The sequence below is a fragment of the Escherichia sp. MOD1-EC5950 genome, from assembly GCF_002965345.1.
GTDB classification, from domain to species: domain Bacteria; phylum Pseudomonadota; class Gammaproteobacteria; order Enterobacterales; family Enterobacteriaceae; genus Escherichia; species Escherichia marmotae.
Map to the genome: position 1 here is coordinate 35928 of NZ_PTSR01000010.1, position 12317 is coordinate 48244.

Below are 12317 nucleotides of genomic sequence, written 5' to 3' on the forward strand. Positions count from 1 at the left end.
AGGTCAGGACACAACGCGTGCGATTATTTGCTCAACTAAGCTGGTATTTCCGTCGGGAATGGCGTCGCTATCTCGGGGCTGTGGCCTTGCTTGTCATTATCGCGATGCTGCAACTGGTTCCGCCGAAAGTAGTCGGGATTGTGGTCGATGGCGTGACGGAACAACACTTTACGACCGGACAGATCCTGATGTGGATCGCCACTATGGTGCTGATTGCAGTCGTGGTTTATCTACTGCGTTATGTCTGGCGTGTACTGTTGTTCGGTGCGTCTTATCAACTGGCTGTTGAACTGCGTGAAGATTATTACCGCCAGTTAAGCCGCCAGCATCCAGAATTTTACCTGCGTCACCGGACGGGGGACTTAATGGCCCGCGCGACGAATGACGTTGATCGCGTGGTATTTGCCGCCGGGGAAGGGGTGCTGACGCTGGTGGATTCGCTGGTGATGGGCTGCGCGGTGCTGATTATGATGTCAACGCAAATTAGCTGGCAGTTGACCTTAATAGCGCTGCTGCCGATGCCTGTGATGGCGATCATGATCAAACGTAATGGCGACGCTTTACATGAGCGTTTTAAGCTGGCGCAGGCGGCGTTTTCCAGCCTCAACGACCGCACCCAGGAGAGCCTCACCAGTATCCGTATGATTAAAGCCTTTGGTCTGGAAGATCGCCAGTCGGCGCTATTTGCCGCAGATGCCGAGGATACTGGCAAGAAAAACATGCGTGTGGCACGTATTGATGCCCGTTTCGATCCGACCATCTATATCGCTATTGGGATGGCGAATTTACTGGCGATTGGTGGGGGAAGCTGGATGGTTGTGCAGGGCAGTTTAACGCTGGGACAGCTCACCAGTTTTATGATGTATCTTGGCCTGATGATCTGGCCGATGCTGGCGCTGGCATGGATGTTTAACATTGTGGAACGCGGCAGCGCGGCGTACAGCCGTATTCGAACGATGCTGGCGGAAGCGCCGGTCGTCAAAGATGGTAGCGAAAGTGTGCCGGAAGGACGCGGTAAACTGGATGTGAATATTCGCCAGTTTACCTATCCGCAAACTCACCATCCTGCGCTGGAAAACGTCAGTTTCGTATTGAAGCCCGGTCAGATGCTGGGCATTTGCGGGCCGACCGGTTCCGGCAAAAGTACCGTGCTGTCACTCATTCAACGTCATTTCGACGTCAGCGAGGGGGATATTCGCTTTCATGATATTCCTCTGACGCAGCTACAACTCGACAGTTGGCGTAGCCGCCTGGCAGTCGTCAGTCAGACGCCGTTCCTTTTTTCCGACACCGTGGCGAATAACATTGCGCTGGGTTGCCCAAATGCTACCCAGCAAGAGATTGAGCACGTAGCGCGTTTGGCCAGTGTGCATGACGATATTCTTCGTCTGCCGCAAGGTTACGACACAGAAGTGGGCGAACGTGGCGTGATGCTTTCCGGTGGCCAAAAACAGCGTATCTCCATTGCCCGGGCGTTACTGGTGAATGCGGAAATCCTCATTCTGGATGATGCGCTTTCTGCGGTGGACGGACGCACAGAGCACCAGATCCTGCATAACCTGCGCCAGTGGGGACAGGGGCGAACGGTCATCATCAGCGCCCATCGTCTTTCTGCACTGACAGAAGCCAGTGAAATAATTGTGATGCAGCACGGGCATATCGCTCAACGCGGCGATCATGATGTGCTGGCGCAACAAAGCGGCTGGTATCGCGATATGTATCGCTATCAACAACTGGAGGCGGCGCTTGACGATGCCCCTGAAATTCACGAGGAGGCCGTTGATGCGTAGTTTTAGCCAACTGTGGCCGACTCTGAAGCGCCTGTTAGCATACGGTTCGCCGTGGCGTAAGCCGCTGGGTATTGCGGTTCTGATGATGTGGGTTGCAGCAGCGGCAGAAGTGAGTGGGCCGCTGCTCATCAGCTATTTTATCGACAATATGGTGGCGAAAAATAATCTGCCGTTGAAGATGGTTGTTGGTCTGGCGGTGGCGTATGTTGGGCTGCAACTGCTTGCCGCCGGACTGCACTACGCGCAGTCGTTGTTGTTTAACCGGGCGGCGGTTGGCGTTGTACAACAGTTGCGTACCGATGTGATGGATGCTGCGCTACGCCAGCCATTAAGTGAGTTTGATACCCAGCCGGTCGGGCAGGTCATTTCCCGCGTCACCAATGACACAGAAGTGATCCGCGATCTCTACGTTACCGTGGTAGCAACCGTTTTGCGTAGCGCCGCACTTGTGGGTGCGATGCTGGTGGCGATGTTCAGTCTCGACTGGCGAATGGCGCTGGTGGCAATAATGATCTTCCCGGTCGTGCTGGTGGTGATGGTGATATACCAGCGTTACAGTACGCCGATTGTCCGCCGCGTGCGCGCCTATCTGGCGGATATCAACGACGGTTTTAACGAAATCATCAATGGCATGAGCGTTATCCAGCAGTTCCGTCAGCAGGCGAGATTTGGTGAACGTATGGGGGAGGCCAGCCGTTCGCACTATATGGCGCGAATGCAAACCCTGCGGCTCGACGGCTTTTTACTGCGACCACTGCTTAGTCTGTTTTCATCGCTCATTCTTTGCGGTTTGTTGATGCTGTTTGGTTTCTCTGCCAGTGGCACTATTGAAGTGGGCGTGTTGTATGCGTTTATCAGCTATCTGGGGCGACTTAACGAACCATTAATCGAACTGACCACGCAACAGGCAATGCTGCAACAGGCTGTTGTCGCAGGTGAGCGTGTATTTGAACTGATGGACGGGCCGCGCCAGCAATATGGCAATGATGATCGCCCGTTACAGAGCGGCACCATTGACGTCGATAATGTGTCGTTTGCCTATCGTGATGACAATCTGGTACTGAAAAACATTAATCTGTCTGTGCCTTCGCGCAACTTTGTGGCGCTGGTCGGGCATACCGGCAGTGGCAAAAGCACTTTGGCAAGTTTGCTGATGGGCTATTACCCGCTAACGGAAGGCGAGATTCGTCTCGACGGCCGTCCGTTAAGTTCGCTAAGTCACAGCGCGCTGCGCCAGGGCGTGGCAATGGTGCAGCAAGATCCGGTTGTGCTGGCGGATTCCTTCCTGGCGAACGTTACGCTGGGGCGTGATATCTCCGAAGAACGCGTCTGGCAAGCGCTGGAAACGGTGCAACTGGCAGAGCTGGCGCGCAGTATGAGCGACGGCATTTATACGCCGTTGGGCGAGCAGGGGAATAATCTCTCAGTCGGGCAAAAACAGTTGCTGGCGCTGGCGCGCGTGCTGGTAGAAACACCGCAAATCCTGATCCTTGATGAAGCAACCGCCAGTATTGATTCCGGTACTGAACAGGCGATTCAGCACGCCCTGGCGGCGGTGCGCGAACATACTACGCTGGTGGTGATCGCTCACCGCTTATCGACCATTGTTGATGCCGACACCATTCTGGTGCTTCATCGTGGACAAGCCGTGGAGCAGGGGACGCACCAGCAACTGCTTGCGGCTCAGGGACGTTACTGGCAGATGTACCAACTGCAACTTGCAGGAGAAGAACTGGCTGCCAGCGTACGTGAAGAGGAATCGTTGAGCGCCTGATTAGCGCAAAATTTCATCGTTGGTGCAAAAATGCAACGCACTGTGCACTGTCATAGTGCGTTTTTGTTTTCAATCACCTTTGCGTCCTGCTTTCCCTCTCGTTTTTCATTTCTGGCACACCGCTTGCAATACCTTCTTCGTGTAGCAGAACCATTACCGAATTCTGACCGGAGGGGATCTATGAAGCTGGTGACCGTGATAATCAAACCATTCAAGCTGGAAGACGTTCGTGAAGCGTTATCTTCCATTGGCATCCAGGGCCTGACCGTCACTGAAGTGAAAGGTTTCGGGCGTCAGAAAGGGCATGCTGAGCTGTACCGTGGCGCGGAATACAGCGTCAATTTCCTGCCAAAAGTAAAAATCGATGTGGCGATTGCCGATGATCAACTCGATGAAGTGATCGATATCGTCAGCAAGGCGGCTTACACCGGAAAAATTGGCGACGGCAAAATCTTTGTCGCTGAATTGCAACGCGTCATTCGTATCCGTACCGGCGAAGCCGACGAAGCGGCGCTGTAATCTCTGGCACACAGCAACAGGACTGAAAAATGAAGATAGCGACGATAAAAACTGGGCTTGCTTCACTGGCGATGCTGCCAGGACTGGTAATGGCTGCTCCTGCGGTGGCAGATAAAGCCGACAATGCGTTTATGATGATTTGTACTGCGCTGGTGCTGTTTATGACTGTTCCGGGTATCGCGCTGTTTTATGGTGGCCTGATTCGCGGTAAAAACGTGCTGTCGATGCTGACACAGGTGACCGTGACCTTTGCATTGGTTTGTATTCTCTGGGTGGTTTACGGCTACTCACTGGCGTTTGGCGAGGGCAACAACTTCTTTGGCAACATTAACTGGTTAATGTTGAAAAATATCGAATTGACCGCGGTAATGGGCAGTATCTATCAGTATATCCACGTGGCGTTTCAGGGATCGTTTGCCTGTATTACCGTTGGCTTGATCGTCGGGGCGCTGGCGGAGAGGATTCGCTTCTCGGCAGTGTTAATCTTCGTGGTGGTGTGGTTGACACTCTCTTACATTCCGATTGCGCATATGGTCTGGGGAGGCGGTTTGCTGGCTTCCCACGGTGCGCTGGATTTTGCCGGTGGCACAGTGGTGCACATTAACGCCGCAATCGCCGGTCTGGTAGGCGCGTATCTGGTCGGTAAACGCGTGGGCTTTGGCAAAGAGGCGTTTAAACCGCACAACCTGCCGATGGTCTTTACCGGAACTGCCATTCTTTATATCGGGTGGTTTGGTTTTAACGCCGGGTCTGCGGGCACGGCAAACGAAATTGCGGCACTGGCGTTTGTTAACACCGTGGTAGCAACGGCGGCGGCAATTCTTGGCTGGATCTTCGGTGAATGGGCACTGCGCGGTAAACCTTCTCTGCTGGGGGCTTGCTCTGGTGCGATTGCCGGTCTGGTCGGCGTGACGCCTGCCTGTGGTTACATTGGTGTTGGCGGCGCGTTGATTATCGGCGTGGTAGCTGGTCTGGCAGGCTTGTGGGGCGTGACTATGTTGAAACGTCTGCTGCGGGTGGATGATCCCTGCGATGTCTTCGGTGTACACGGCGTTTGCGGTATTGTCGGCTGTATCATGACCGGAATTTTTGCCGCCAGTTCGCTGGGCGGTGTGGGCTTCGCGGAAGGTGTGACGATGGGCCATCAGGTGTTGGTACAACTGGAAAGTATCGCCATTACGATCGTCTGGTCTGGTGTGGTGGCGTTTATCGGCTACAAACTGGCGGATTTGACGGTTGGCCTGCGTGTACCGGAAGAACAGGAACGTGAAGGGCTGGACGTCAACAGCCACGGCGAAAATGCCTATAACGCGTAACCTGCAATCAAATACAAATTTGCCTGATGCGCTGTGCTTATCAGGCCGACAATAAAAATCACAATTTATTGAATTTACAAGAATTGGTAGGCCGGATAAGGCGTTTACGCCGCCACCGGCATCAACAAAAGCACGTTACCAACAATCTGACAGCCGGACGGTTTTCACCTCCGGCTGTTTTTTAATTGTGATTACGCATTACCCCTTCCTGAACGGTCGAGGCAATCAGCATGCCGTCCTGGGTATAAAACTCACCACGCACAAATCCGCGGGCACTGGACGCTGACGTGCTCTCCACGCTATACAGCAGCCATTCGTTTAAATTAAACGGTCGATGGAACCACATGGAATGGTCGATGGTAGCAATTTGAATCCCCGGTTCGAGAAAACCGATGCCGTGCGGCTGTAAAGCTACTGGCAAGAAATTGAGGTCAGAGGCATAACCGAGCAGGTACTGATGAACGCGCAGATCATCCGGCACGCTGCCGTTCGCGCGGATCCACACCTGACGATGGGGGGCTGCGACGTGGCCTTTCAGTGGGTTATGAAACTCCACCGGACGGACTTCCAGCGGACGATCACAGATAAATTTATCTTTCAGCACTGGCGGTAACAAGTGGGCCAGCGACTGGGCGATTTGCGTTTCCGAAGGCAGACCATCAGGCGCAGGGGCTGGAGGCATCTCTTTTTGGTGTTCGAAACCCGCTTCCGGTGCCTGGAAAGAGGCCGTCATATAAAAGATCGGTTTGCCGTTTTGAATAGCAGCCACACGACGGGCGCTGAAACTGTTGCCGTCGCGCAGCGTTTCGACATCGTAAATAATCGGCTTTTTACTGTCGCCAGGGCGAAGAAAGTAGCTGTGGAATGAATGCACCAGACGCTCTTCGGGAACTGTCTCTTTTGCAGCATACAGCGCCTGACCCACGACCTGGCCACCAAACACCTGGCGTAAACCTAAATCTTCACTCTGGCCGCGAAAGAGTCCTTCCTCAATTTTTTCCAGATTCAACAATGTCAGTAAATTTTTTAAGGCCTGACTCATATTAACTCTCCAGTAACAAAGCTGCCGCAGCAAGCCAAAGTGAGTTGAGTATAACGCAATTTTGTTACTGGTCCGATGGGTGCAATGGTCTGAATTACTGGCTAAATGCAGGCGTTAATACGTGACATGTGCCACACTTATTGACGTTACTATTTTGTTAACCACTCTTCCGGCGAGGAAAGTTAGCCCGCTGGTGCATTGATAATAAGGAGAAGTGAATGAAACTCGTGCACATGGCCAGTGGTTTAGCGGTTGCGATTGCGTTGGCGGCTTGCGCGGATAAAAGCGCGGATATCCAGACGCCAGCACCGGCTGCAAATACGTCTATTGCAGCGACACAGCAACCTGCTATACAACAACCGAATGTTTCCGGTACGGTCTGGATCCGTCAGAAAGTCGCACTGCCGCCTGACGCCGTGCTGACCGTGACACTTTCTGACGCGTCGTTAGCGGATGCGCCTTCTAAAGTTCTGGCGCAGAAAGCAGTACGTACCGAAGGTAAACAGTCACCGTTCAGTTTTGTTCTGCCATTTAACCCGGCAGACGTTCAGCCGAATGCGCGTATCCTGTTGAGTGCGGCGGTTACCGTCAACGACAAACTGGTGTTTATCACCGATACCGTTCAACCGGTGATCAATCAGGGCGGAACCAAAGCTGACCTGATATTAGTGCCGGTTCAGCAAACCGCCGTGCCGGTTCAGGCCAGCGGTGGCGCAACAACCACTGTACCGTCGACTTCCCCGACACAAGTGAATCCGTCTTCGGCAGTTCCAGCACCTACGCAATACTAAGCGCCATTAACCCTCTCCGTCCGGAGAGGGTTAATAAATCCAGCGATAACGCTGCAAGTCGACTTGCCCGCTTCCCGACACCATCACACCTTCTGCCAGCAACGCCTGCCGCTGACGCTGTAAATCTGGGCCGGTTAACGAAATTGTGCCATGGCGATTAACCACCCGGTGCCAGGGCAAGGTGCTGCCTTCGGGTAGGCGCTTCAACACAGCGCCTACCTGGCGCGCGGCGCGGGGTGATCCTGCCAGTTTTGCGACATCACCGTAGGTGGTGACATAGCCTTCGGGAATAGCGGCTACGATTTGCCAGACGCGTTGGGGAAATGAATCTTCTTTTTCCATCTTTTCTTCCTGAGGTAATTTTTCAGCATAATCTGGAAAAACGCCTGAGTGAAGCCGCATTGCGCAAGAAAGCAGCATCTGGCACGCAATGGGTTGCAATTAGCAGGGGCAGCAGTGATAATGCGCCTGCGCGTTGGTTCTCAACGCTCTCAATGGGGGCTCTGTTGGTTCTCCCGCAACGCTACTCTGTTTACCAGGTCAGGTCCGGAAGGAAGCAGCCAAGGCAGATGACGCGTGTGCCGGGATGTAGCTGGCAGGGCCCCCACCCATTTCTGTTTCCCCGCCGTTTCGTCAAAAAATCTCAATGTGGCTAAACTTTAATCACGACTGACGCTGCAGGAATTGCCTGACTGCGCAGTACGCTTCGGAGGAGTTTCTGATGAAGTATGTTGATGGGTTTGTTGTTGCTGTTCCTGCCGAAAATAAGGATGCCTACCGGGAAATGGCCGCAAAGGCCGCGCCACTGTTTAAAGAGTTTGGCGCGCTTCGCATTGTCGAATGTTGGGCCAGCGATGTGCCAAACGGCAAAGTGACCGATTTTCGCATGGCAGTGAAAGCGGAAGAGAATGAGGAAGTGGTGTTTAGCTGGATTGAATATCCTTCAAAAGAGGTCCGCGACGCTGCCAATCAAAAAATGATGTCTGACCCACGGATGAAAGAGTTCGGTGAATCAATGCCGTTTGATGGCAAACGGATGATTTACGGTGGGTTCGAGTCAATCATCGACGAGTAGCGTGACGGGCTGTGCGGCGTGCCGCCAGCCCCTAATTCAGAGATGCTGTTTTGCCCAGATAATGAAATCTTCTTTTGGCAAAGCTTTGCTGTACAACCAGCCCTGACCGTAGTGCACACCATGCTGGCGTAGCCACTCTTCCTGTTTGCTGGTTTCGATGCCTTCCGCCACCATTTTCAGCTTCAGCGTTTTTGCCATTTCGATGATATGCGGGGTGACATTTTTATATTCCAGTGCGTCAACGAAGGATTTATCTATTTTCAGAATATCGACATCCAGATCCTGCAAATAACTTAAGCTCGAATAACCAGTACCGAAATCATCCAGATAAATATCATGACCGGCTTCCCGGTAGCGAGAAATGATCGGAGCGCTGGTTTTCGGATCGGCAAACTCGCGCTCTGTGAGTTCAAGCGCGATCTGTTTAGGGTTAACCTGGTAGTGGTTGATCATTTTCCCCAGGAGTTGCGGAATTTTTTCCGATGTGAGCACAGTAGATTCCAGATTGATTGAAATATGTTGGTTCGGGTGTTGTCGCAGCCAGTCGCCCATATCTTCAAATACGTTTCTTATAATCAGCAGCGTCAGTGGTTCAGAAAGACCCGTTTGCTGTGCCAGCGGGATGAAACTATCCGGTGACAACCAGCTACCGTCCGTCTGTGGCCAACGTGCCAGTGCTTCGGCACCGACAATTTTGCCATTGGCTAAGGAGACAATCGGCTGATAATGTACGCAAATATCACGGTTTTCGATGGCATCTTGCAGTCGGTGATGCGGTGACTGGAGGCGGCGCAAAATACGAAGCACAAATATCGCTGCCAGCAGACCAATTAATAACCCAACAGGTAACCAAATAAAGACCTGCCGATACCAGCTTGTTTGCAACATTTTCGTTGGAGCCCAGGTGATGATGGAAATATTCATCTCCGGGAGGGGCTGGATGTCGTAAATAATTCCATTATTTTCGATATGCTCACCGGGCGTTTTTTGTAGTTGGGTAATAATGCCCCGGGCAATTTCATCGCTGCTGGTTATGACAGTATTATGGGCATTGCCAATAATGGCGGCATCAATTTGCCATGAGCTATAAGGAATTACGTCGATAAAGGAGGCAGGATCGATCATTACTACGTAATGTGCGGTTCCCATAGCAACCATGTAACGGGTGATACCTAAGTCGTTGTGCGAGGTTAACCAGACACGATAACCCTCTTTTGAAATCCTCCCCGGCTCCGGGAAGGTATCCGGTGGGCTTTCGTGTTCCAGAGAAGAGCACTGGGGAATGTTGTTATCGATATAGACCACTTCCTGAATATAGCGATAGCTGTATGAAACCCGGCGCATTTCCATGAGATGTTCTTCACTACAGGCTCCACCTTGCCATCTTTCCAGCTCTTGCAGCGCATCTTTTCCTTGCATCGCCACTTTATTGGCCCGAATAGCGACACGGGAAGAATAGGTATTCAACTCCTCAATAAATGACGCTTCTACCTGCTGATGGGCCAACCAGACGCTTAAGCCGACAGGCAGCAGTACTGAAAGTATAAGTACACCTGAAATCAGGCTGACCAGATGTCGTGTTCTCACCAGCATGTCCTTATTAACACAGTGTAGGGAAAGTATATCTGATCGTGAAAAAAGGCTGGCAAGAGATCAGTGGTTAGGACGGGGATTTCATGCAGTGACTGGTGGCAACGATCGTTGTCAATTGACCAGGCGTAGAGGTTTACGCCTGGTGGGAAAACCTAACTTAAGATGTTACTTCGGTGCGGGTGAGGGTGAATATATCGTAAAAAGACAGTTCACCTTTACGGGCGATCATTTTTTGCAGTTGTTCTTTGTGGATATTCGCGACACGCGGCGAGTTCAGTATGGCTTCAACCAGCGCAGCAGGGACAAATCGCGTGTTATACCATTCGCCGTTATAGCAAACCCGAAAATCGAGCACGTCGATATCTTCATAGCGGTAGCGTGGGTAGACATCGAAAAAGAAGAAACCGTTAAGCAGGATGAATAACACAACCAGTAGCCAGACTGAATCTGACAGCGTTTGGGACTGCAACATTACCGCCAGTGTGGCAAAAAAAGCAACATACATGCCGATAAACAGCCCCGGATGTTTGCGGATAAAACTGATACTAAAGCGGGGTTTGTTGTCGCGTTTTTCGCGCGTATTCAGAGAATCAATCGTTTCGGTTAGCAGGCGTTGTATTTCAGTCATCTTTTGCCTTCGTGGTATCTGCAACTTTCCAGTGAACACCCTATTTTAACGTGGGAATGATATGAAGAAAGTAACAGATTTGCCACAATTTTGCATAACAGTTGCAAATTGTAGTTACAACTTTTTAATGATTCTGGCTGGGCTGCCGCCCACGACGACGTTGTCCGGGATATCTTTTGTGACGACCGCACCTGATGCCACTACGACGTTATCGCCAATGGTAACGCCCGGGTTAATGATGGCACGCCCCCCAATCCAGACGTTATTACCGATAGTCACCGGTTTCCCCAGTTCACCACCAGCATTACGTTCTACAGGATCGACAGGGTGTGTAGCGGTATAAATATGAACGCCCGGAGCCAGAATGCAATTATCGCCAATACGAATAGGGCAGACATCAAGCATTACGCAATCGAAGTTTGCGTAAAACCCTTTACCGAGGAAAATGTTATAGCCATAGTCGCAACGAAAGGAAGGCTCAATATACGCATCCGCAACCTGGCCGAGTAAATCGGTGAGAATTTGTTGGCGTAGTGATTGATCTTCCGGCGCGGAATGGTTGTATTGGTGAATAAGCTGACGAGCGCGCAGGCGATCGCGAGATAAAGTCTCATCTGCCGAGCAATACAACTCACCAGCAATCATCTTTTCTTTTTCTGTGCTCATTACAAACATCCTGGTTGCTGAAAATGCGGCAACACAGTAATGCAAAAAGCCAATGAAGAGAACGTTCCCGTTACTTCTGTGTGATGGAGATCACATGAGGAATGCCTTCATGGAAAAAATAGAATATACTTAATAAACAGACTGTTATAGCCTGATTTTATACTAATTGAGTTATCGAATAAATTTCCACACCGAGGAAGGGATCTTGTCGTAAAGTTTATTCATGGTCAATTCTGCAAGGCGGTGATCTGCGGCTGAGTAAAATACCGCCAGTTCATTATCTGATAGTTCGTATTTATTTTTCTCGATAACACGTTCCAGCGTGTCAATTGTCTGACAACGACGCAAACGCATCAAATAATCGGTTTTTGTTAAAGGTTTATCGGACATACTTCTACCCATGGTTGTAATAATTCGAACAAGATAAACTTGCAGGATTCTCTTTCGTGGCATTCACGAAACAACGGAACAGTCGGTTACCTGACTTCCGCCATTTCTGGAGATCCTGCATATTAATACCATAACTACTGAACAACATAAAGGTGTCGTCCAGATATTCATCTATCTGCTCAATGAGCTTATTGTCTTCATTATACTTAATTTTGTAATTAAGCGCGAAGGTTGCAATATGCTCAATGAGTTCATTAAGTTGCAGATTGATAGCCGAGGTAGGGTCGTTAACCCAACCATGATTGCTTTCTTCAAGGTTTGCAAGACAGTCATGATACAGGGTTTCGCAAAGAAACTTAAGCTGTGCAATATCATGTCTTTTTGGTGAGTATTCATCCATAACGCGTCCCCTTCTTAGCGATTGAACTAACGGACACCTTTCGGGATGGGAAAACTTACTGACCTGGACTTGCCCTCACATTTGTTAGATTAACTATAATCCACTCTTTGAAGGTTTTCATCGCATTATTACGAAAAATTACAATTAGGAGGAGGAGAGGGAAAAGGCTTACTTCTTCATCCTGGCACCAACTACGTAAAGCCTAAAGCAGTTAGTTTGATGCTATTCATAACGTAATCAGGATTCTCGCATCGCGGCTGATAAAATGGTATGGGAATTTGTCACACTAATACCCAGGATTGCTCTGATTATGATGTAATTGACATGAATAAA

13 protein-coding genes and 1 other RNA gene are annotated in these 12317 nt (G+C 50.7%); 7 read left to right on the forward strand and 7 right to left on the reverse strand.

The features are described 5' to 3' along the window. Nucleotides 1-17: 17 nt before the first annotated feature. The 4 genes from BEA93_RS12490 to amtB all read left to right on the forward strand — a co-directional run bounded on the left by BEA93_RS12490 (nucleotide 18) and on the right by amtB (nucleotide 5399). Nucleotides 18-1790, forward strand: a complete 1773-nt coding sequence (locus BEA93_RS12490; protein ID WP_001515893.1) for a SmdA family multidrug ABC transporter permease/ATP-binding protein — start codon at nucleotides 18-20, stop codon at nucleotides 1788-1790. Further along, nucleotides 1783-3564 carry a SmdB family multidrug efflux ABC transporter permease/ATP-binding protein gene (locus tag BEA93_RS12495; protein WP_001256183.1) on the forward strand — a complete coding sequence of 594 codons (1782 nt, stop codon included), beginning with the start codon at nucleotides 1783-1785 and terminating at the stop codon, nucleotides 3562-3564. The genes BEA93_RS12490 and BEA93_RS12495 overlap by 8 nt, the downstream gene beginning before the upstream one ends. Before the next feature lie 180 nt (nucleotides 3565-3744). Continuing rightward, nucleotides 3745-4083, forward strand: a complete 339-nt coding sequence (glnK, locus tag BEA93_RS12500) for a P-II family nitrogen regulator (RefSeq protein ID WP_000780338.1) — start codon at nucleotides 3745-3747, stop codon at nucleotides 4081-4083. Between the two features lie 29 nt (nucleotides 4084-4112). Beyond that, on the forward strand, nucleotides 4113-5399 hold the full coding sequence (gene amtB, locus BEA93_RS12505) for an ammonium transporter AmtB (RefSeq protein WP_000685045.1): 1287 nt from the start codon (nucleotides 4113-4115) through the stop codon (nucleotides 5397-5399). A 181-nt stretch (nucleotides 5400-5580) separates the two neighbouring features. Here the strand turns inward: amtB and tesB are convergent, their stop codons facing one another. Further along, the gene (gene tesB / locus BEA93_RS12510; protein ID WP_000075873.1) at nucleotides 5581-6441 is read right to left on the reverse strand and encodes an acyl-CoA thioesterase II; all 861 of its coding nucleotides are present in this window, start codon (nucleotides 6439-6441) and stop codon (nucleotides 5581-5583) included. 218 nt (nucleotides 6442-6659) lie between these two features. On the opposite strand from tesB, the gene BEA93_RS12515 reads away from it, so the two are divergent. After that, nucleotides 6660-7232 carry a YbaY family lipoprotein gene (locus BEA93_RS12515; RefSeq protein WP_001515895.1) on the forward strand — a complete coding sequence of 191 codons (573 nt, stop codon included), beginning with the start codon at nucleotides 6660-6662 and terminating at the stop codon, nucleotides 7230-7232. A 30-nt stretch (nucleotides 7233-7262) separates the two neighbouring features. Here the strand turns inward: BEA93_RS12515 and BEA93_RS12520 are convergent, their stop codons facing one another. Next, a complete protein-coding gene (locus BEA93_RS12520) occupies nucleotides 7263-7574 on the reverse strand; it encodes an MGMT family protein (RefSeq protein ID WP_172954571.1) in 312 nt (103 codons plus the stop codon). Between the two features lie 162 nt (nucleotides 7575-7736). Here BEA93_RS12520 and ffs point away from each other — a divergent pair. Further along, an RNA gene (gene ffs, locus BEA93_RS12525) (signal recognition particle sRNA small type) lies at nucleotides 7737-7833 on the forward strand. Between the two features lie 120 nt (nucleotides 7834-7953). Further along, complete coding sequence (locus BEA93_RS12530; RefSeq protein WP_000878149.1) at nucleotides 7954-8307, forward strand: DUF1428 domain-containing protein; 354 nt, start codon at nucleotides 7954-7956, stop codon at nucleotides 8305-8307. Nucleotides 8308-8343: 36 nt separating this feature from the next. Here BEA93_RS12530 and BEA93_RS12535 read toward each other — a convergent pair whose 3' ends face one another. From BEA93_RS12535 to tomB, 5 genes are all read right to left on the reverse strand, one after another. Next, entirely contained in the window at nucleotides 8344-9894 is a 1551-nt protein-coding gene (locus BEA93_RS12535) for an EAL domain-containing protein (RefSeq protein ID WP_001515896.1), read from the reverse strand. Nucleotides 9895-10057: 163 nt separating this feature from the next. Then, entirely contained in the window at nucleotides 10058-10528 is a 471-nt protein-coding gene (locus tag BEA93_RS12540) for a YlaC family protein (protein WP_001515897.1), read from the reverse strand. Nucleotides 10529-10642: 114 nt separating this feature from the next. Continuing rightward, nucleotides 10643-11194 carry a maltose O-acetyltransferase gene (gene maa / locus BEA93_RS12545; protein ID WP_105224631.1) on the reverse strand — a complete coding sequence of 184 codons (552 nt, stop codon included), beginning with the start codon at nucleotides 11192-11194 and terminating at the stop codon, nucleotides 10643-10645. 171 nt (nucleotides 11195-11365) lie between these two features. After that, nucleotides 11366-11584, reverse strand: coding sequence for an HHA domain-containing protein (locus tag BEA93_RS12550; RefSeq protein WP_001280991.1), 219 nt, complete (start codon nucleotides 11582-11584; stop codon nucleotides 11366-11368). A gap of 4 nt (nucleotides 11585-11588) precedes the next feature. Continuing rightward, nucleotides 11589-11984 (reverse strand): Hha toxicity modulator TomB, encoded by a 396-nt coding sequence (tomB, locus tag BEA93_RS12555; protein ID WP_000344801.1) that lies wholly within the window; start codon nucleotides 11982-11984, stop codon nucleotides 11589-11591. Nucleotides 11985-12317 lie beyond the last annotated feature (333 nt).

Coding starts and splice junctions, on each gene's coding strand:
- tesB (WP_000075873.1), bottom strand. CDS start 6,441: ATGAGTCAGGCCTTAAAAAATTTACTGACATTGTTGAATCTGGAAAAA.
- maa (WP_105224631.1), bottom strand. CDS start 11,194: ATGAGCACAGAAAAAGAAAAGATGATTGCTGGTGAGTTGTATTGCTCG.
- tomB (WP_000344801.1), bottom strand. CDS start 11,984: ATGGATGAATACTCACCAAAAAGACATGATATTGCACAGCTTAAGTTT.
- BEA93_RS12530 (WP_000878149.1), top strand. CDS start 7,954: ATGAAGTATGTTGATGGGTTTGTTGTTGCTGTTCCTGCCGAAAATAAG.
- BEA93_RS12540 (WP_001515897.1), bottom strand. CDS start 10,528: ATGACTGAAATACAACGCCTGCTAACCGAAACGATTGATTCTCTGAAT.
- BEA93_RS12495 (WP_001256183.1), top strand. CDS start 1,783: ATGCGTAGTTTTAGCCAACTGTGGCCGACTCTGAAGCGCCTGTTAGCA.
- BEA93_RS12550 (WP_001280991.1), bottom strand. CDS start 11,584: ATGTCCGATAAACCTTTAACAAAAACCGATTATTTGATGCGTTTGCGT.
- amtB (WP_000685045.1), top strand. CDS start 4,113: ATGAAGATAGCGACGATAAAAACTGGGCTTGCTTCACTGGCGATGCTG.
- glnK (WP_000780338.1), top strand. CDS start 3,745: ATGAAGCTGGTGACCGTGATAATCAAACCATTCAAGCTGGAAGACGTT.
- BEA93_RS12520 (WP_172954571.1), bottom strand. CDS start 7,574: ATGGAAAAAGAAGATTCATTTCCCCAACGCGTCTGGCAAATCGTAGCC.
- BEA93_RS12515 (WP_001515895.1), top strand. CDS start 6,660: ATGAAACTCGTGCACATGGCCAGTGGTTTAGCGGTTGCGATTGCGTTG.